Origin of the sequence: Synechocystis sp. PCC 6714 (assembly GCF_000478825.2) — a bacterium.
In the GTDB taxonomy this organism is placed as follows: domain Bacteria; phylum Cyanobacteriota; class Cyanobacteriia; order Cyanobacteriales; family Microcystaceae; genus Synechocystis.
The window spans coordinates 1,496,933-1,516,365 of sequence record NZ_CP007542.1 but is presented as its reverse complement, the minus strand read 5'-3'; the positions used below and the strand labels follow the sequence as shown (position 1 = coordinate 1,516,365).

The window sequence follows — 19,433 nt, the reverse complement described above, 5'->3', positions numbered from 1 at the left end:
TTTGGCATAGCCATCGTAGCCAAAGGCTAGTCAATATGTCAAAAATACTAGCAACTATTTTTTCAGTTACCCTCTAGTTTTATTGGACAGAGTTATCATTATCTTCCTGTAAATTAGCCCGCCGGAGGTCTAACCATTGTTGCAAAATAATTTGAGCTGCCTGTTGGTCAATTAAACCCTTGTTGTAGCTAGAAAAACGCTTTTGGGCTTTGAGTTGATTTTCCGCTTCCACTGAACTTAACCGCTCGTCCATATACTCCACCGGCAAATTTAACTGCTCCGCCACCCGTCGGGCAAATTTTTGCACCTGTTTAGCCTGACTGCCAATCTCCCCCGCCATGGTGTAGGGCAATCCCACCACCAGCAGATTAACATTCCGTGCTTCCACCAATTGTTTAATCTGGGCAATGTCTTGGTCGTAGGAACTGCGGACAATGGTGGTAATGCCAGTGGCAATCAAACCAGTGCCATCGCACCCAGCCACCCCAATGCGTTTTCGCCCTACATCTAAACCCAGGGCCGCTACTTTTTTGGCCATAACTACATAAATAACTCCGGAAAAATCTCCCCTTAACTTAGGTGAAAGTTTAGTTTTAGGGAGGGCTTTAAAAGTCTAAGTTTTCCCCTACATCTCCCCACCCAAGCAACGGCAATACGGGGAGACTTTGAATTGAATTTCCCACATAGTTGGGAGGCCAGGGGGCATTTCAAACTTTTTCCTAACCCTGACTGGATCTGAGCAAAATTGCTAGGGTTGTCACTACTTTAGTGTTAAATTCCTCTTCAAAAATGACTTTTTTATAATCCAAATTCCACAGTTCTAAGGCACAGTCATCGTCAGGATCTTTGGGCGTAATATGCAAATGTAACTGCCGTTTATCTTGATCATACTGACAGTCAAAGCTTTCAATGGCTCCCACCTGTCGACGGTCTAATGCTACGGCTAAGCGTAGCAAAGAACTCAATTGCCGCACTGCTAAACGATGGGGTTCGGACAATTTTATGTAATCTTCGTGGCGTTTTTTCGGTTTACTGCGGCGGTGGTAGCGGGCAATATTGGCAATTAACTCCAGTTCAATTTCTGTGTAACCCAGCAATTCGGCGTTGCGAATTAAATAGTATGAATGTTTGTGGTGGGCGGAATGACTGATGTAGGTGCCGCAGTTGTGCAAAATAGCGGCGGCCCAGAGCCATTCCCGTTCCGTTTCGCCCCAATGGTGCAATACTCCCCGCAGTTGATCGAAAAAGCTGGTGGCAAATTGGGCGACCCTTTGTCCAAAGCCTAGATCCACCTGGTATTTGCGGGCAATTTTTAGTACCCCCCGTTGGCGGATTTCTCCCTGGAAACGCATCCGGTCTTGGATTAGGCCATGGGTAAGCATCCAATCGACAATCATGCCTTCCCGCAAAGCCCGCTCACAGATGGTGATGCTGTCCAACTCCAGCATGGCCATGGCTTCGAGCAAAATCACCGCCCCCGGCAAAATAATCTCCGCCCGGCGATCGGACAGGCCCGCTACTTCAAATCGCTCTTGGCAGTTGAGACCAGCCAATTTTTTGACCCATTCCTCCACATCTTTTTGGCCAATGCTGTAACCCTGAATGGGATTGGGAACTTCTTTTTGTTTTTGCAAAGCGGTCATGGTGGCGATGGTTTCAATGGTGCCGGAAGTGCCCACCAATTGAGCTTTTTCCCCTCCCTTGAGCCGTTGTTTAATCTCATCCACTGGGCGTTCCAGCATGCCCCGCACATAGGCCCGCAACACGGCCAATTCGGTGGCATCAATGGGATCGCTGTGGACAAAGTCTTGGGTGAGCCGTACCGCTCCCACTTTGGTACTGCTTAAAAACCTTACATCCCGGCGATCGGCCAAAATTAGCTCCGTAGAACCGCCACCAATGTCGATCATTACATGGGGAACTTCGTGGAAATCCATACAGGAAAAGACCCCTAGGTAAATCCGCCGGGCTTCCTCGGGGCCGGAAATTAAATCCACCGTTAGCCCCACTTCCGTTTGCACCCGGGTGAGAAAATCCTGGCCATTTTTTGCTTCCCTAGTAGCACTGGTGGCCACAGCGATAATATTTTCCACTTCCAAGCCCTTGGCCAATTCCACACAACGTTTCAAAGCGGCGATCGCCCGATTCATCGCTGCTGGGGTGAGGTTATTGGATTGGGGGTCCCGATCGCCAAGGCGAACAGTATCTTTTTCCCGGGCCACAATGGTAAAGGTGGCCAAAACTGGATCAATGCGGACAATGACCATGTGAACGGAGTTGGTACCAATGTCGATCGCTGCCAACATGCAGGGGTCAACAATCTGGGCAGGGGAAGGAGCCATGGGTTAACACTCTCAAGGGAAAAAGATAGGACGGGATGATCATGATTAAGACCATTGGGCACCAGCCTAGGGCCAATCCACCGCCACAAACTCAGTTTTCCCATTGTCCATTGTTATCAACCCCTAGCAAAGCACCACTGGTGAAAAAATTGGGCTCAAAGCCATGGGCAAAAAATCCCGATCAGAACTTTCCATAGGCAGCGATTGGACACATTTTGGTTGTTCCCCACCGGGGCTGACAAAAACCGATAATACTGTTAAAGTTCTGTTGAAACCATCCTATGGCTGTAATCCGTCTAATATCATGGCCGGAGGGGTGGATATCTCCTCTAAACTTTAACTGAATAGTTCCTAGACTTCCATTCTGATCCGTCAATTACCGGAGATTACCAGGGCTATGTTGAGTTGCCGTTATGCCCTGCAATTGACATTGTGCTTTTCCCTGCCCCTGCTGATGGGCGGCCGGGCTCTGGCTGAAAATTTGAGTATTACCTCCCCCCTTGCCCTTAATGTTATTGAGCAGAGTGGAGATCCAGGAGCCCTCAGTCAAAAAGGATTTTTTCTCAGCCAAGGGCAGGTTCCCACCCCACCGGTGCAACCGTTACCTTCGGAAGATGATGTAGATCTATCTCCTTCCTCCCCCCCATTGAATTTAGGTACTGAATCTGCCCCCTCCCAAGACGAAGCGGTGGACACCTGTGGCTTTAGCCCTTCCGCTCTAGCCGCCGGGGCGACAATACCTCTGTTAAAAGCTTCGGTGGATGGCACGCCTGTGGAAGTTAATCTACTGGGCATGACGGTATTTTCGGCTTCGGAGTTATTAACTCTACCGGCCCTCCAACCTTGGCAAACGGCTCCCCCCAGCACCAAGGCTCTCCTCACCATCGCCCCGGATTTGACGGCGGCGGAGTTTGAAGTTTTATACCAAGGCTTAGTAGACGGCATTACCCAGCTATACATCAATCGCGGTTACATCACTTCCCAGGCGATCGCCAAACCGATGGAGCCGAACCAAAATCCGGAGTCAGGATTTATACAACAACCAATTCAAGTGGTGGAAGGTCAGGTGGAATCCATCCAAGTGCGGGGTCGGGGTCGTTTGCGCCCGGCCTATATTTGTGACCGGGTGGCCCGGGGAGTTCGTAGCCCCGTCAATGTTGGCGAGTTGGAGGAAAGTCTGCGGCTGTTGCAGATTAATCCCATGCTGAAGAAGGTGCAAGGTAGTCTTTTGCCCACGGGTAAGGTGGGTCTGAGTAATTTATCCGTCACGGTGGAGGAGGCTTTCCCCTTCAGTGCCAACCTCAGCTTTGATAACTATTCCCCCATCAGTTTGGGCAGTGAACGGGTCGGCATTAACTTGGACTATAAAAATCTCACTGGCCTTGGCGATCGCCTGTCGGGGAGCTACTACGTTTCCACTACAGGGGGTTTAGACATCCTCGATTTTAACTATCGGGTTCCCCTCAATCCCACCGACGGTACTCTGCAATTACGCTTTGTACCCACTTGGACTCGCATCACCCAGTCCCCCTTCGATGTGTTCAATATCACCGGCAGTAACCCCCTCTACGAAATCAGTTATCGCCAACCCCTCTGGACATCTTTGACAGATGAGTTTGCCCTTAGCTTTGGTTTCCGTTACCAAGACGGTCGTACCCTGGGGCTTAATCGTCCCGATTTAACCAATATCAGCCGCACTAGTGTATTTCAGTTTGGCCAAGACTATACCCTACGGGATCCGGGGGGGCTATGGTTTTTCCGCTCCCAAATGAACCTGGGCACAGGACTATTTGATGCCACCACCAATCCCAGTCCCCAGCCCAGCGGAGAGTTTTTCAGTTGGTTGGGGCAAGCCCAGCGCTTGCAAAGATTGGACGATAATAACCTGCTCATTGTGCAGGCGGATTTGCAGCTCACCCCCGATAGTCTACTACCGGATTATCTGTTTATTATCGGTGGGGGACAATCCCTGCGGGGCTATCGCCAAAATGCCCGTTCCGCTGACAATGGCATTCGCCTCTCGGTGGAAAATCGTATTACTTTAGCCCGGGACGGAGAGAACCGATCAGTGTTTGAACTAGCTCCCTTTGTGGATTTTGGGGCGGTGTGGAACAGTGCTGGCAACCCCACCCAACTGCCTCCTAATTCTGTGCTGGTGGGCCCTGGATTGGGCATTATCTGGCGCGATATTTTGGGTATGACTGGACTTAGCTTCCGGTTTGACTACGGCATTCCCGTGGTGAAGTTGGATAATTTAACCGGCAATTGGCAAAATGACGGCTTATATTTCCAGCTAAATTACCGCCCTCCCTTTGGACAATAGTGTAGGGAAAATAGTGTGGTCTGAGACCATTTACTCGATGTTAATGGTGGTGGGGGAACCACTATCACCGCTGCCGCCGCCGTTATTGCTCTGCCGATGACTGCGCCGATATTCTCGATAAAGGCGATCGCGCCATTCAAAAAATACACTGTAGGCACTGTTATCCGCCAAACCGGGAATGCCTTTACCCTTTAGTTCCTGGGCAATGTTTAAATAATCGCCACCGGGAATTTTAATCACCATACTCAACGCCGCCACGGTTAAGTCCGCCAAAGTCGGGCGATCGCCGATTAGATAAGGTTGATGTTGCAGAATTAAAGTTAAAGCCTCCAAATCCTGATGTAAACCCCGCATTGCTTCCTTGACCGCATCGCCACCGAAACCAACCCCACTACCCAGGAGGTCTAACATAGCCGGGGGCACCGCCGTGACTAGATTTTTAAAAATACCAGGGGTTTGTTTAGGTAAAATAGAAGCCCGCAAACCAGGATTTTGGTTCAATGCCCCCACCATAGCTACCCGACCTTTCAGCCCGATGGATTCGTCGGCCCATTCTTCCATCAGCAAACATTGACCCCGTTGCACAGGATCGTGGGGCAGAAGGGGATTTTCGGGATATTTACGGTCTAGGTACAGAGCAATTTCCGTTGAGTCAGCAATGACAATCTCCCCATCCTTGAGCACCGGCACTTTGGTTTGTCCAGAAAGGCGGAGCAAGTCCAACTGACCAACCCCTGGCACCACTTCCACTGTCCGATAATCCAAACCCTTAAAGTCGAGAATGAGGCGGACTTTTTCCGAATATTGGGATAGTTCAAACTGGTAAAGTTCAAGCATAGTGGGGGTTTCGGCAGTAGGTGTACAATCAAGGGGGACCCCTGGTCCCAACCCAACATAGCACGACTTCATTCTTTACCCATGGCCCTTAGCTTCAGCAAATACCACGGTCTCGGCAACGATTTTATTTTGGTAGACAACCGTCAGAGCGCTACTCCCTGCTTGACCCCAGACCAAGCCCAACTACTGTGCGATCGCCATTTTGGTGTTGGGGCGGACGGGGTAATTTTTGCTTTGCCGGGGCAAGGGGAAACGGATTACACCATGCGGATTTTTAATTCCGATGGCTCAGAGCCGGAGATGTGCGGCAATGGTATTCGTTGTTTAGCCAAGTTTTTGGCCGATTTGGAAGGGCTGGAGGAAAAAACCTATCGCATCCACACTTTAGCGGGGACAATTACGCCCCAACTGTTGGCCGATGGCCAGGTGAAGGTGGATATGGGGGAACCCCAATTGTTAGCGGAAACTATTCCCACCACCCTAGCCCAACCGGGGGAAAAGGTGGTGGATCTACCCCTAGAAGTGGCGGGAAAAACCTGGGCTGTGACCTGTGTCAGCATGGGCAATCCCCATTGTTTGACCTTTGTGGATGATGTGGACAGTCTTAATTTGACGGAGATTGGTCCTTTGTTTGAAAACCATCCCCAATTTCCCCAGCGTACTAACACGGAGTTTATCCAGGTCTTAGCCGGCGATCGCCTGAAAATGCGGGTTTGGGAACGGGGAGCGGGTATTACTTTGGCCTGTGGGACGGGGGCCTGCGCTACGGTGGTGGCGGCGGTGTTGACGGGCAAAGGCGATCGCCATTGTACGGTGGAGTTACCCGGCGGCAATCTGGAGATTGAATGGTCTGTCCAGGATAATCGCCTCTATATGACCGGCCCCGCCCAACGGGTTTTCACTGGCCATGCTGATATTTAAGATGATTTAACCCTGGCGATCGCCACTGTTATTGACCTTTGTTTGCTGTAACAGGGATAGGCAGTTGATGTACAAAATACCGCCTCCCAACGCCCATAGACCTTCAGCAAAGACGTTAATACGGTGGGTCATTTCCCGGCTTCCGGCTATGAAGGTAATCTGCCCTAGGGGCGGAAGATTGGCGTGCCTTCCGTTGCACCAGGATGTTAGCTTCCGTCAAATGCGCCATATGCATAACCCCCCAGGCCCCACTCACAATGGCAACCATTGCTCCTAACCCCATTCCCATGATGGCAGATAGTCTGACCAGAAAGTTGGGCATAATAGCGCTAGTTTTTGAGTGAAAAATTTAGGTAAGTTGTTGAAATTTGCGGACAAAATTGGCCCACCTGCGCCAATTAGCTTTGATCACCTTCCGATAATTAAGCATGTGTATGACAATGAAAGCTAGGAAAGTATAAGCCAACCAGAAATGGGCATTGCGGCCAATTTCTATCATTGCTTCGTTTTCAGGAAAAATATCTGGCAATGTAATCCCCAAAAATTTAACATTGTTGGCCTTAAAGGAATTTGACAACAGAAATCCAGAAATTGGCACTGCCCACATGAAGACATATAAGCTGAGGTGTAGACTCAAAGTTCCCCACCAAGCTGGAGACAATTTAGGTATACGTTTCGTATATTTTCGCCACCAAACCCGTAATAGTGTCAAAATTCGCCAAGTTAGTAGTGCCATGGTCAATACGCCAATGGACTTGTGGACATCGTATAATTCACTGCGTAAAAACTGTCCCCTCTCCAACCTAACCATCAAAGGGCCTGTACAAAATAGAACTACGTAGCAGGCCGCCATCCACCAATGGATTCGCATCAGTGACTGAAAGGGGGAATTTAACCTTGGTTTACGTTTCTGTATTTGATCTAATGGTGATGAGCTCATTGTAACTGAGAAAACAAAATACGAAAAAATGTAGTCAACAATAGAATTCCCAACGGTATTGTATACAGTTTTTTCTGTTTATTGGTTTGATTGCTGACATCGGGGACTTCTAACTTTAAAAATCTCGCCACAATGATTGCGTTATCCTTTAGCCCAGAGCTTTGCAAACAGTAATCTTCTTTTGTCTTCCTCAAGCCAATGGGGGAGCGTTAAAAATAGGACATCCGCCTAATAATCCCATTGGTTTTTGACAAGTCAATGAACATTGCAGCTATGACTAATTATTCTATTTCCAGTGACGACATTCATAGGTAATTGAACTTTTGGAGCAAGTTTTTAGTTGTTTACCTCCAAAGCCAGGCAATGGGGACTAAAGGAGCAAACCATTGCCCGAACCATGATGATGGGAGCTGGTTCTTGGGAGGGCAAACTTGCAGAGATGGTTAAACTTGAAGGAAAATGATTGTGATCAATATCCACGGGCAAATAAGGCATTCCTCTGGTCTCGCCTTTTTATCCATCGACACCAACCTGACAGCATGGAAATAACTGCGGTTCAATCCTCCTACTATGGCGACATGGCCTTTAAAACCCCGCCGCCGGATCTTGAATCCCTTTTGCTCAAAGAGCGCATCGTTTATTTGGGGATGCCTCTTTTCTCTTCCGATGAGGTGAAGCAACAGGTCGGCATTGATGTCACCCAATTAATTATTGCCCAACTGCTATATCTCCAATTTGACGATCCCGATAAACCGATTTATTTCTACATCAACTCCACCGGCACCTCTTGGTACACTGGCGATGCAGTGGGGTTTGAGACTGAAGCGTTTGCCATCTGTGACACCCTCAACTACATCAAACCTCCGGTACATACTATCTGTATTGGCCAGGCCATGGGCACTGCCGCCATGATTCTTTCCTCTGGCACCAAGGGTTATCGGGCTAGTTTGCCCCATGCCACCATTGTGCTCAATCAAAATCGTACTGGGGCCCAGGGTCAGGCTACGGATATTCAAATTCGGGCTAAAGAAGTCATTTCCAATAAGCAAACTATGCTGGAAATTCTGTCCCTTAACACGGGGCAGACCCAAGAAAAATTGGCTAAGGATATGGACCGGACTTTTTACCTCACCCCGGCCCAAGCCAAGGACTATGGCCTGATTGACCGAGTTTTGGAAAGCCCGGCGGAATTACCCAAGCCGATGGCCGTGATTTAGGCGATTTGATTTCTTTCCTAAATCCCCAACAAGCTCCATTGGAAAAACCCTGACTGTTATCGATCATTTGTCGATTATTCAAACTTTGTTCCCACATTTAAGCGTAGAAACCCATGCCTATCGGTGTTCCCAGTGTTCCGTTTCGTCTTCCTGGCAGTCAGTATGAACGGTGGATTGATATCTATACCCGCCTGAGCCAAGAAAGGATTATTTTCCTTGGCCAAGAAGTAAACGACTCGATCGCCAATCGGATTGTGGCCTTTTTGTTGTATCTGGATTCCGACGATCCGAGTAAGCCAATTTATTTGTATATCAATTCCCCCGGTGGTTCTGTCACCGCTGGCATGGCCATTTATGACACCATGCAATATATCAAAGCAGAAGTGATCACCATTTGCGTTGGTTTAGCCGCGTCTATGGGAGCATTTTTACTTGCTTCGGGGGCGCCGGGTAAACGCCTAGCCCTGCCCCACGCTCGGATTATGATTCACCAACCCATGGGGGGCACTGGTCGCCGCCAGGCAACGGATATTGACATTGAAGCCCGGGAAATTCTCCGTATCCGTCAACAGTTGAATGAAATTATGGCCCAACGCACTGGGCAAACTGTGGAAAAAATTGCCAAGGACACTGACCGGGATTATTTCCTCTCGGCGGCGGAAGCAAGGGATTATGGTCTGATCGATAAAGTAATCGAAAACTCCAGCATGGGCAATAACTAGGCTCAGTTGCCGACTGTTTTCTAAGTTCTAAGTCCTTTTTTTGTAAGAACATCTGCTCCTATCCCCATCTCCCTGATTAAAGCTAAGGCAAATTTGAGGAGAGGGGGTGGGGACTACGGTCGCCCTAAAGTTTGACTCGTTTTTCCTGTGATTTTGTGAAAACAGTCCTCCTACCCTAAACCACCTGGACGGATCGTAAAATTTCCTGTAGGGTTTTCGTTTCTAACCGGGGACCATAACAGGTAACTACCTTCGCTGCTGTTTGGGAAGCCAATTGACCAGCTTTTCCATAATCCATGCCGTGGGTTAAACCGTATAGAAACCCTCCCGCGTACATATCCCCAGCCCCCACTGTGTCGATGGGTTTTACAGTTGGGGTGCCAATGGTCAATAGGTTTTCCCCGTCAAAAATCAATGAGCCTTCCCCGCCCCTGGTGAGGGCAAACCGTCGGGCGATGGTTTTACAATAGGCGATCGCCTGGTTGAGATCAGCGGTGTCGGCCATTTCCAGAGCTTCCGCTTCATTGGCAAATAGTAGATCTACCCCTGACCCTAGCATTTCCTTTAAACCGTCTCGGAAAAACTTGGCCATGTTCGGATCAGATAAAGACAAGCAGGTTTTTACCCCGGACTGTTCGGCGATCGCCTTGGCTTCAATGCAGGCCGCTTTGGCGCTGGGGGAAGTGACCAGATAGCCTTCCAGGTAAAGGTATTGGGACTGTTTTAGTGCGGGCCAATCCATTTCCGCCACGGATAAACTACCACTGATGCCCAAAAAAGTATTCATGGTGCGATCGGCATCAGGGGTGACAAAAACCAAACATTTACCGGTAATGCCTTCCCCAGCGGTCTCATGGTGGGGATTGGTATCTAGGCCGCAATTGTTTAAATCCTGGAGGTAAAATGCCCCCGCTTCATCTTTACCAACTTTGCAAGCGTAAAAACCAGTGCCCCCCAGTTGAGCCAGCGCCACCAGGGTATTGGCCGCGGAACCACCACCACTTTGCTTGCCCCGTTGATGGGCCAATTGGGCAATCAGTTCATTTTCCCTTTCTTCCTCCACCAAGGTCATTACACCTTTTTCAATGCCTAGACTGACCAACTGTTCTGGGGTCACCTCAAATTCCATATCCACCAGGGCGTTGCCCATGCCATAGACATCGTACTTGTGACCCATTACAACCTCACGGATTCCGCTTTGTGACGAATGCCATCCTAGGGCAGAATGGCTTGGCTGACAATGGTTGAATTCGCTTTCTTCCCTTTGGGCAAATCCGGGGGGAATTAATTTCCCCTGTTCCCTTTACTAGATGGCAGTAGTTCAAACTAATGCAATGCCTGGTGCAAACTTTTCAAGCTAGGCAAGTCAAACATCAGCGCATCGTCTGGGTTAACCTCTGTAAAATGGTGTACCAATAATAGACCCACAATAGTCCAGGTTTGATAGGAACGGGACTGTTGCCCCACCCAAAACCCCGTGGGGCCATCGAAATATTCGGCCCATTTATGTTTGGGTAACCGCCGGAGAAGCACTTCGTAATTATTGCGGATGAGATTACCCATTTCCGCATACTCCACCGTGCCGTAGTGGGAATGACAGCTATGGCGGAGCACTGCCACCACCAAAAACCAGAATAAACAAGGCCAATGGCCGGCGTTGTGGTAACACCAGGGTAAATTTTTGCGGTCAAAGCCGGTTTTACTGCGCCAATCGTCATCTTTGAGGGGAGGATGGCAAATTCTTAAGGGCATTTGGGCACATAATTCCCGCTGATTATTGAGCACCAAACGGAAAAAGGAACGCTGTTGGGCCAAGCTAGTAACGTCAAAAATTGCCCCCAAGCAATTACCCAACGAGAAAAAGCGAAAATCGGGACGGCCCGTGCGGATATTGCCAATTAAATATCCCCCCCGATCGCCAAGCCAATCCTGGAGCCAGTTGGGAATGGTTTCCGTATGGACATTGTGTTCGTTGCTGGCTTCTTCACCGTACTGTTCCGTGGGACGACGACGGAGGGTTTGGACAATGTTGCAATTAATCCAATAATGCTTGAGCAGATAGGTGCGGAGTTTTTTCAGCCAATCTACACTGAGATTAAATTGATGGATTTGTTCGAGGGTGAAATTGTCGAAGGGATGATCCTTTTGACTGCAATAACCTTTAGCCTTGAGATCAATTAACAGTAAACCCGCCGCACTTTTTAGCGCTCCATACAAAAGGGTTTGGATTTCCAACGGTGCCCCCCACACATCCATGGGACGGTCAATCATAAAGGCCCCATCGGGCACAAATAGGGTGGGAGCATCCCGAAAGACTGGATGGAGAATAAGGTTTAAAAATTTTTGTAGCCCTAACTGCACATGGATTTGCTTGGCCCAAGCTTCATTGCCGGTTCTTTGCACATAGTAGTAGGCCAAAATGGGCCACCAGAGGGACGCATCCACTGAACAAACCCGACCGATCGCCCGTTGACCATAGTCCGCTTTCAGTTCATGGTTTTCCGCTTCCACAAAACTGGTGGGGAAAATACCATAGGTGGGAAAACTTTCACTCTGGAGGGTGATGCAAATTTCCAAAAAATTCTGGACTATTTCCGTTTCATTTTGCAGTAACAGAAAGATCATCACCGGCACATTATCCCGGATGAAAACCTCCGTATAGTTCAAATCATGGTGATCGGACTGGGGAATGGCCGCCACGGTCCCCACGTATTGCCCATTGATTTTGACCATGGCTTTTTCGTAGAGCAAACGACGGGCTTGGTCTAGTATTTGTTGAGCCTGTTGGGATTTCATGGCAAAAGCTTAAAGGTAATCTACGGGGCAAACATAATGGTTCTGCACCAATTTGACACTTTACTGCACTTTCCTGTTCAGTCTATAGATGGGCGATCGCCACATTGCCGATGGAGCTATCAAAATTGACTTGGAGTAGTGTTTGCCAACGGGCGAGAATTTCCTGTTCCCCTACTCGGTTAATATCATCCAAAATGACAGTGCTGTGGGGAGCCAATTGCGGTTGGAAAAAGGGCACTGCGGGAAAACGGGAATATTGTATTTCCTCCCGGTAGGCCGGCGGCCCATCCACCAACAGGCAGTCAATGGTGACGCTATCCGGTAAATGATGTCGAATCTTCTGGCGATCGTACCAATCCATTCCTTCCAAAGATAGATCGCAGGGAGCCAAGGGAGCATGGATTAAATGGACGTAATTACTCAACCCTTCCCTTGCCAATGAGTCCTGCAAAAAGTGGAACCAATCCAAATTGTTTTCAATGCAGTACAGTTTCCCCTTGAGATGATTTTGCCGAAATAAACGGGCAATGTAAAAAGTGGAAACCCCGCCCCCACATTCCACAACGGTCAAATATTGGCGAATTAAAATGGTGTTGAGAATTTGCACCAAACCACTGGGACGGAGGGCGTAGCCACTCCAGGGAAAATAATTGCCCGCCAAAGGTGTTAGGTACTGCATGGCCAAACCATCCTCCCAAATTTCTTGTAATCTTTGGTGGTCTGTTTCTGGAGGAAGAAAGGAAGGGGTTTGCATACAAAACACAACAACTGCGAGCAAGTCCATGTCCATTCAAACCTAGGCCCGGCAAAGCCTAGCTACCAGTATTAAACAACCTGGGTTCGGCTAGCCCGGTAACCATGGGGGGATCTATGGAGGTAATTTTATAGCTTACTCCGTCGATCGCCATTGCCCAATTTCTAGGCAAGAAAATTCCGCTAAGGGGAACTAGGATAAGGTACTGTTTCGTCCCTTGGGGAAAGTGTTCTATGGGCTATACCTAGATTGGCACCGTCCTAGATCCGGTTGGCTAGTGTTAGCCTAGCATGGTGGTTGTGAGGGATAAATCGGGCCGGAAACTATGGTCACCGATCGCCAAAAGTCTGAATCCCCTTTGGGATTACCCCTGGTGGCTAAGCATTCCAGGGCAGCTCTTCTGCGGCCAATTCTGTTGGGCTTTGGCAGTGGTCTGGTGGTGGCGATCGCCGGAGCAGTGACCTACGGCAATTATTGGCTACAGCGGGAAGTATCCCCTTTGGTGGGGAATGCCATTGAGCATTTTTTAAATCGTCCAGTGGCATTGGGGCCATTAACTGGCGTTTCTTTGACCCATCTAGAATTTGGCGCCACCAGCATTCCCGCTACAAGTACTGACCCCACCCGGGTGGAACTCCAGGGCTTAAAAATTGGCTATAACCCCTGGCAATATTTGCAGGATCAACATCTAGGGCTGACCATCACCGCCATAGAACCCCAAGCCTATTTAGAACAGGGACGGTCGGGGCAATGGTGGCACACGGAAATGGGACAATTAGCCGAAGATTTTCCCTTTCAACTGGAAAAATTAATTGTCCACCGTGGTGAGGGCACTATAGTCAGTCGCAATGGTGACCAAAGCCTCAATCGACCCATTCAACTGCTGTTGGACAATGCTCAGTTTTGGCAGGAACCGGAGCAGGAAGTCTTGGCATTTCGCCTCCAAGGTCAACTTTTGCCCGTTGTTCACCGCCGCAGTCACCTAGCCTTGGTGGGGAAGGTTGATTTAGCCAAGGAAAGTCTCCACCTCCAGGTTGATGCTCACCATTTACCTCTCACTCCCCTGAAGGAAATTTTGCCTCTGCCCCTGGATTTTCAGGGGGGAAGTCTAGATAGTCAATTGGCGATCGCCGTTGAGGATCAACAACTGGTTTCCCTGGATGGGGAGGTAAATTTACACCAAGCTAGCTTGAAACTGCCCCAATTGACCCGCCCCCTCACCGCCATCAATGGCCCCTTAATTTTCCAAGGTCGCCAAATTCAACTGGGGCAAGTGAAGGGACAACTCGGGGAAATCCAAGCCCAAAGCAAAGGATACATCGACTGGCAGGACGGTTTTAACCTGGCGATCGCCACAGCGCCGTTGGAGACCAAGAAAATTTTCCAAGGGTTACAATTTCCCCCCGCCACCTTTCCCCTCAGTGGTGAATTGGTTTCCACGGTGGTCATCAAAGGACCGTTGGAAAAGCCCCAAATTAGTGTTGCCTTACAAAAAGCAGGCAAAAATTCCCTCCAGATCGAAAACTTAGCCCTAGATGATTTACAAGCAAATCTCAACCTCGAGGGCGATCGAGTAGTAATTAAAAACTTCCAAGCCTGGCCCCACAGCGGCGGCAATCTAACGGGATCAGGACAAATTCAAGCCCAAAGAAAGGGGAATAAACTGGAATGGCAACCGTTTCAACTGCAAATCAAAGCTGAAAATGTTGATGCTCGGCCTTGGTTAAAGGGGGATGTAAACGCTCAATTACCGCCGATTTTACCTATTTCAGGGCAAGCTAAAGTTGCTGGAAAATTATCCGATCCCCAGACTTGGCAAGCCCAAGCTACAGCCAACTTTTCCCTCGCCGGGGGATTAGTCAAAACCGATGATTTTACCTACCAACAGGGCCAATGGCAGGGCAATTTTCACCTGAAAAATTTATCCCTAGGGGCTTTAACCAACCACATTTCCCCATCTATTCCAGCTAGTTTTAAACGGGGCAAACTCCAGGGCCAGGTGCAGGTAAAAGGCGATCGCCAAAATCAGCAACCATTGCAATTGCAGGGTCAAGGCCGGGTAACTTTGCCCCAGGGGTTAGTGGCAATCAATCAGTTTCAGCTCCAGGGCAAACAATGGCAGGGAAGTTTTACCGCCACAGATATTCCCCTAGGCACTTTGCCAGGCATGGAGCAACATTGGTTAGGCAATTTAGCTGGCCAATGGACTGGGCAAGGTCAGCTTGATCAACCGATTTCCCGATGGAGTTTAGCCGGTTCGGGCCAATGGCAGTCCCCCAAGGGCAGGGTCAACATCGAGCAAATTAACTTTCAAGACCAGCAATTTAGCGCCCAACTTAGTACAGCAGGCATAGATTGGCGGGCTTTGCGGATCCCTCAACCGGGGCAATTAGCTGGGCAGCTAGCCCTAATGGGGCAATGGACTGGGGAAAAGGCTCAGTTAACAAACTTAAAGGGAAATTTAAGCAGCTCCCAGGGCTGGCAACTATTATCGGAACCCGTTGCTGTAGCCTTTGATTGGCAAGGTTCTCGGCTTAACTTAGGCCAACTCCGTAGCAAAGGTCTGCAGGCCCAAGGAAATTTACAAATTCCCATTGCCGCAGTTCAATCCGGTTTTGATTTTCAAGCGGCAGTGAAAGCTATTAACCTCCAGGTGCAGGCGAAGGATTTACCCCTGGCCAAGATTGTTCCCACTCCGAAAGCGGCTCCCCTGACAGGAAATTTAGATTTTACCGGCCAGATAACCGGCTCTGGTCAGCAACCCCTATGGCAAGGCCAGTTGGCGGTTAACCATTTGCAGTTAGGAAATTTTCAGTTTGCACCCCATTTAAGCGGCAAAGTAGAACGAAATACTGAGGGTTTACAGCTAGCTCTCCAGGGGCAAGAAGAACAAATTGCCCTCAGCCTAGACCCCAAGCAACAACCAACGGCGGTGCTGTTTGAGCGGGGGCCATTACAATTGGTGGGGCAAAAGCAGGCTGACCACTGGTCTTTAACGACCCGTTCCCTGCCACTGGAAGCTTTACAGAATAGTCTGCCCCTGGTTTTAACCCTTGTGCCCGATGGCGACAAATCCTTAAGGGATTCCTTAGGGAAACTCCAGAGTCAATCCTGGGGGGGGGAACTGTCCGGTCATTTTCAGCTCGACCTGGCCCAAAAAACGGCGATCGCCAGTCGGGTCAATATCCAGCAACCCCGCTGGGGCAATTTTCGAGCCCGGGATCTGACGGGAAATTTCCGCTACGGCCAGGGGCAACTAACGATGGAAAATGGCCGTTTACGCCATGGCCGGAGCACAGTATTAATCCAGGGACAAGCTAATTTCCAGGGAGAAGAACCCCAATGGGGCGGGGAAATTAGTTTTCGCCAGAGCCAGGTTGAAGATATTTTGACTGCCCTGCAACTATTCACCTGGGAAGATTTTAGCCGGGGTTTTCAGCCCCCCACCTACGGTACTGCTAAGGATTTGTACGGTGAAGTGGAGCAGGATTTAGACCAAGAAAATCTGCCGCCGTTGGTTAGTGTGGGCAACGCCCTGGATGATTTGGCGACTCAATTTAATCAACTAGCTCTAAGTGAAGCTAGCTTACCTAAAACAGAAACTCATCAGAAACCCTGGCCGGATTTAGATCAATTGCAGGGCCAAGTGCAAGGCAAAATTACCGTGGAGAAACGGGGCCAATCTCCTTTGGCAGCTAACTTTAATCTTGCGGGTCAAAGTTGGCGGTGGGGTGATCATCATCTGGAACAATTGCAATTGGTCGGTCAGTGGCAAGGAAATAATCTTAGCCTTGTCCCCTTAGAGCTACGGAGTGGCGATCGCTTTTTGCGGGTGACCGGAGCATTGGGGCCAGAGAGTCAAGAGGGGGAAATTCAATTGCATCAACTGCCCCTCAGCCCCCTGGCTAAACTTTTACAGATACCGCCCCATTTAGCGCCGGAAGGCAATGTGTTTGCTAATTTGCGCCTCCAGGGTAGCCGTCAAGATCCGCAATTTCAGGGCAAAGTGCAAATTAAAGATAATCGTTTTGGTCCCCTGGCTCTGGAAAAAACCGAAGGAGATTTTAATTACCAGGGGGGACGCTTAAATTTCCAGTTGCAAAGTCTGGTCAATTCCCTAACGGAACCGTTACGGCTAGAGGGCAGTGTCCCCTACGTTTTTCCCTTCGCTAGCCAAGCCCCCGCCAGTGATCATTTTTCCCTGGCGTTAAAGTTAAAAAATGATAGTTTCCAATTGATTGATCTAATTAGTAACGGGCAATTGAATTGGCTGGGGGGAGAGGGCAAAGTAGATTTAGCTTTGTTGGGTCGTCTTGATCCCTATAATCAAGCCCTTTATCAACTACAGGGTTTGGGGGAAATTACCATTCAAAACGGGGCGATCGCCGCTCGGATGTTACCGGACAAACCCCTAACCCAGGTCAATGCCCAAATTGTGGCGGATTTAAATACTCTCCAGGTGACCAGTTTAACGGGGCAAATTAGCGGTGGGAGCTTGGCCATGGCGGGTACTTTACCCCTGCAAAATCCCCTACCCAATGTGGATCAGGGTTTACAACTTAGCTTGAATAACTTAGCGGTGAATCTGCCCAATCTTTACCAAGGATCTTTGGATGGGTTGGTGGAAATTACTGGCACGGCGATGGCTCCCCAAATGGGAGGCCAATTAGCTTTGGGTAATGGCAGTATTTTTATCGGCCAAACCTTACCTACCATTGCTCCCGGTTCGTCTTTACATCGGGGTTTAACATTCAATAATTTGAGCCTAGTTTTGGCGGAGAATATCCGGGTACAAAATCTGCCCTTCTTGGACTTTGCCGCCGCGGGCCAAATGGTGCTGAATGGTACACCACAGAATTTACGTCCTGAGGGAGAAATTAAGCTCAAAGGGGGACAAATAAATCTTTTTGCCAGTCAACTAAGGTTGGATAATAACCAAAATAACAGGGTTTATTTTCTGCCTCAGCGGGGTCTAGATCCCTATCTAGATCTATATTTGCTCAGTTCCGTCAGCGAAACAAGCCGGAATATCAACAATCGTCCCTCCCAATCCTCCGAGATACCCGAGCCTTTTAGTGCCAACCAGGATAGCTTGCAAACGGTGCGTATCCAAGCCCATATCAACGGTTATGGCAGTGAGATTAACGACAATATCCAGTTGACCAGCACCCCCCGGCGATCGCCCCAGGAAATTATTACGTTGCTAGGGGGCGGTGTACTTAGTACCCTCGGTCAAGATAGTACCCAAACCACGGTGGGGCTGGCTAATTTAGCTGGATCAGCGGTGTTGGGCCCGGTTCAGGGTCGCATCGGTGAGGCTTTGGGACTGAGTGAATTTCGTATTTTCTCCACCCCATTAATGAACGAAGGCGATCGCCTCCAGGGGAATCAAATTGGGGTAGCGGCGGAAGCGGGCATTGACCTTACCCCCCAAATAGGAGTTTCAGTGCAAAAAATTATTAACTCTGACCGTCTACCTCAGTGGGGTTTGGAATACCGGGTTAACGATAGCACCGTGATCCGGGGTTCCAGCAATTTTCAAAATGACAGCCGGGGCGTGGTGGAATTCCAAAAACGCTTTTAATCTTCCCCTATAATTTGTCGACCATTATTTGTCATGTCTAAAAACTGTTCTAAATTTTGGCAACGGCCTTCTTCCATATAACGACGAAAAACTTTATTCAATGCCAAATTTTCGCTAAATTCTTGGCGGGCCGCCTGGCGGATGGAGGGAGTTAAAGTCAAGGCTCCCTGGTCCAATAGGGACAAAATAGCCAAGTAGGCCTTTTCCGCCGTCTCAAAGGCATTGGCGGACTGGGTGATGGAATTGTCCCGCTTATAGTAACGGTAGAGGGGTTCGGGATGGATGGCTACTTTTTCCGTACGACTCAACAACTCCAAATTGAAAAGTACATCCGCCGCAAAGGGCACTTTTGTCCAACCATTGCCCAAAAACCGCCGCTGAAAAACAGGAAAAAAGGGAATGCGGGGGCTGAGAATATCCGCCGCTGTGGCAAAACTAAGTTCCCGCCGTTGGGGAAAGGGCTGTTTGTACAAAACTAGTTCACTGTTATAAACCCCGGTATTGTCGATCGCCACTCCATATTCTTCCACTAAGGGCACCAATCTTTCCAGGCGATCGGGGGCAAAGGCATCATCTGCATCCAGGTTGGCCAAAATGTCTCCATCACAGATGCTCACTGCTTTATTTCTGGCGATCGCCTCCCCACTGCCCATGCCGCCGGTAAAAACTTGTTTCAGTCTGGGGTCATCAATGCCCTGCTGGGCTAGGAGTTGCAGATAGTCCACCTGGTCATCTACGCCGATGGCCACCTGCCAACGGTCATAGGTTTGTTGCAACACACTACGAATAGTAAAAGCAATGGTACCTTCAGCCCGGTAGGCGGGGACAATAATGCTCACTAGGGGCTGACTGGCCATGGTGCAATGGTGAAAAATCAATAACCTTCCGGCCTTATTTTAGGCCAGTAATCCATCGACCAAATAGGAGACTTTAGTCAAAAAATCCCATACTAGATTGATGAGCCCATGCAGAGAAGTTAAGTTCATCCCCCGGAAAA

At 49.2% G+C, this 19,433-nt stretch carries 14 protein-coding genes; 5 read left to right on the top strand and 9 right to left on the bottom strand.

What is annotated here, in order from left to right:
- Nucleotides 1-79 precede the first annotated feature (79 nt).
- Both ruvX and D082_RS06760 read right to left on the bottom strand, forming a co-directional pair.
- On the bottom strand, nucleotides 80-538 hold the full coding sequence (ruvX, locus tag D082_RS06765; RefSeq protein ID WP_028948487.1) for a Holliday junction resolvase RuvX: 459 nt from the start codon (nucleotides 536-538) through the stop codon (nucleotides 80-82).
- 181 nt (nucleotides 539-719) lie between these two features.
- The gene (locus D082_RS06760; RefSeq protein WP_028948486.1) at nucleotides 720-2,342 is read right to left on the bottom strand and encodes a Ppx/GppA phosphatase family protein; all 1,623 of its coding nucleotides are present in this window, start codon (nucleotides 2,340-2,342) and stop codon (nucleotides 720-722) included.
- A 397-nt stretch (nucleotides 2,343-2,739) separates the two neighbouring features.
- Between D082_RS06760 and D082_RS06755 the strand changes: the two genes are divergently transcribed.
- On the top strand, nucleotides 2,740-4,665 hold the full coding sequence (locus tag D082_RS06755; RefSeq protein ID WP_238546870.1) for a ShlB/FhaC/HecB family hemolysin secretion/activation protein: 1,926 nt from the start codon (nucleotides 2,740-2,742) through the stop codon (nucleotides 4,663-4,665).
- 30 nt (nucleotides 4,666-4,695) lie between these two features.
- On the opposite strand, the gene D082_RS06750 is transcribed toward D082_RS06755, so the two are convergent.
- The gene (locus D082_RS06750; protein ID WP_028948484.1) at nucleotides 4,696-5,502 is read right to left on the bottom strand and encodes a glutathione S-transferase family protein; all 807 of its coding nucleotides are present in this window, start codon (nucleotides 5,500-5,502) and stop codon (nucleotides 4,696-4,698) included.
- 81 nt (nucleotides 5,503-5,583) lie between these two features.
- Between D082_RS06750 and dapF the strand changes: the two genes are divergently transcribed.
- Nucleotides 5,584-6,423, top strand: a complete 840-nt coding sequence (gene dapF / locus D082_RS06745; protein WP_028948483.1) for a diaminopimelate epimerase — start codon at nucleotides 5,584-5,586, stop codon at nucleotides 6,421-6,423.
- A gap of 6 nt (nucleotides 6,424-6,429) precedes the next feature.
- On the opposite strand, the gene D082_RS19300 is transcribed toward dapF, so the two are convergent.
- Both D082_RS19300 and D082_RS06735 read right to left on the bottom strand, forming a co-directional pair.
- A complete protein-coding gene (locus D082_RS19300; RefSeq protein ID WP_255356940.1) occupies nucleotides 6,430-6,555 on the bottom strand; it encodes a hypothetical protein in 126 nt (41 codons plus the stop codon).
- 217 nt (nucleotides 6,556-6,772) lie between these two features.
- Nucleotides 6,773-7,294: a cytochrome b gene (locus tag D082_RS06735; RefSeq protein ID WP_255356939.1), complete on the bottom strand. Its 522-nt coding sequence runs from the start codon at nucleotides 7,292-7,294 to the stop codon at nucleotides 6,773-6,775.
- A gap of 608 nt (nucleotides 7,295-7,902) precedes the next feature.
- Here D082_RS06735 and D082_RS06730 point away from each other — a divergent pair.
- Nucleotides 7,903-8,580 carry an ATP-dependent Clp protease proteolytic subunit gene (locus D082_RS06730; protein WP_028948480.1) on the top strand — a complete coding sequence of 226 codons (678 nt, stop codon included), beginning with the start codon at nucleotides 7,903-7,905 and terminating at the stop codon, nucleotides 8,578-8,580.
- Nucleotides 8,581-8,693: 113 nt separating this feature from the next.
- Entirely contained in the window at nucleotides 8,694-9,302 is a 609-nt protein-coding gene (locus D082_RS06725; RefSeq protein WP_028948479.1) for an ATP-dependent Clp protease proteolytic subunit, read from the top strand.
- Between the two features lie 175 nt (nucleotides 9,303-9,477).
- Here the strand turns inward: D082_RS06725 and D082_RS06720 are convergent, their stop codons facing one another.
- The 3 genes from D082_RS06720 to D082_RS06710 all read right to left on the bottom strand — a co-directional run bounded on the left by D082_RS06720 (nucleotide 9,478) and on the right by D082_RS06710 (nucleotide 12,852).
- A complete protein-coding gene (locus D082_RS06720; RefSeq protein WP_028948478.1) occupies nucleotides 9,478-10,479 on the bottom strand; it encodes an adenosine kinase in 1,002 nt (333 codons plus the stop codon).
- A gap of 149 nt (nucleotides 10,480-10,628) precedes the next feature.
- On the bottom strand, nucleotides 10,629-12,098 hold the full coding sequence (locus D082_RS06715) for a glycoside hydrolase 100 family protein (RefSeq protein WP_028948477.1): 1,470 nt from the start codon (nucleotides 12,096-12,098) through the stop codon (nucleotides 10,629-10,631).
- 82 nt (nucleotides 12,099-12,180) lie between these two features.
- Nucleotides 12,181-12,852 (bottom strand): class I SAM-dependent methyltransferase, encoded by a 672-nt coding sequence (locus D082_RS06710; protein ID WP_028948476.1) that lies wholly within the window; start codon nucleotides 12,850-12,852, stop codon nucleotides 12,181-12,183.
- 325 nt (nucleotides 12,853-13,177) lie between these two features.
- Here D082_RS06710 and D082_RS06705 point away from each other — a divergent pair, with 325 nt between their 5' ends.
- Entirely contained in the window at nucleotides 13,178-18,436 is a 5,259-nt protein-coding gene (locus tag D082_RS06705; RefSeq protein WP_028948475.1) for a translocation/assembly module TamB domain-containing protein, read from the top strand.
- Here the strand turns inward: D082_RS06705 and D082_RS06700 are convergent.
- A complete protein-coding gene (locus D082_RS06700; protein WP_028948474.1) occupies nucleotides 18,433-19,293 on the bottom strand; it encodes a glycosyltransferase family 2 protein in 861 nt (286 codons plus the stop codon). The genes D082_RS06705 and D082_RS06700 overlap by 4 nt on opposite strands.
- Between the last annotated feature and the right edge of the window lie 140 nt (nucleotides 19,294-19,433).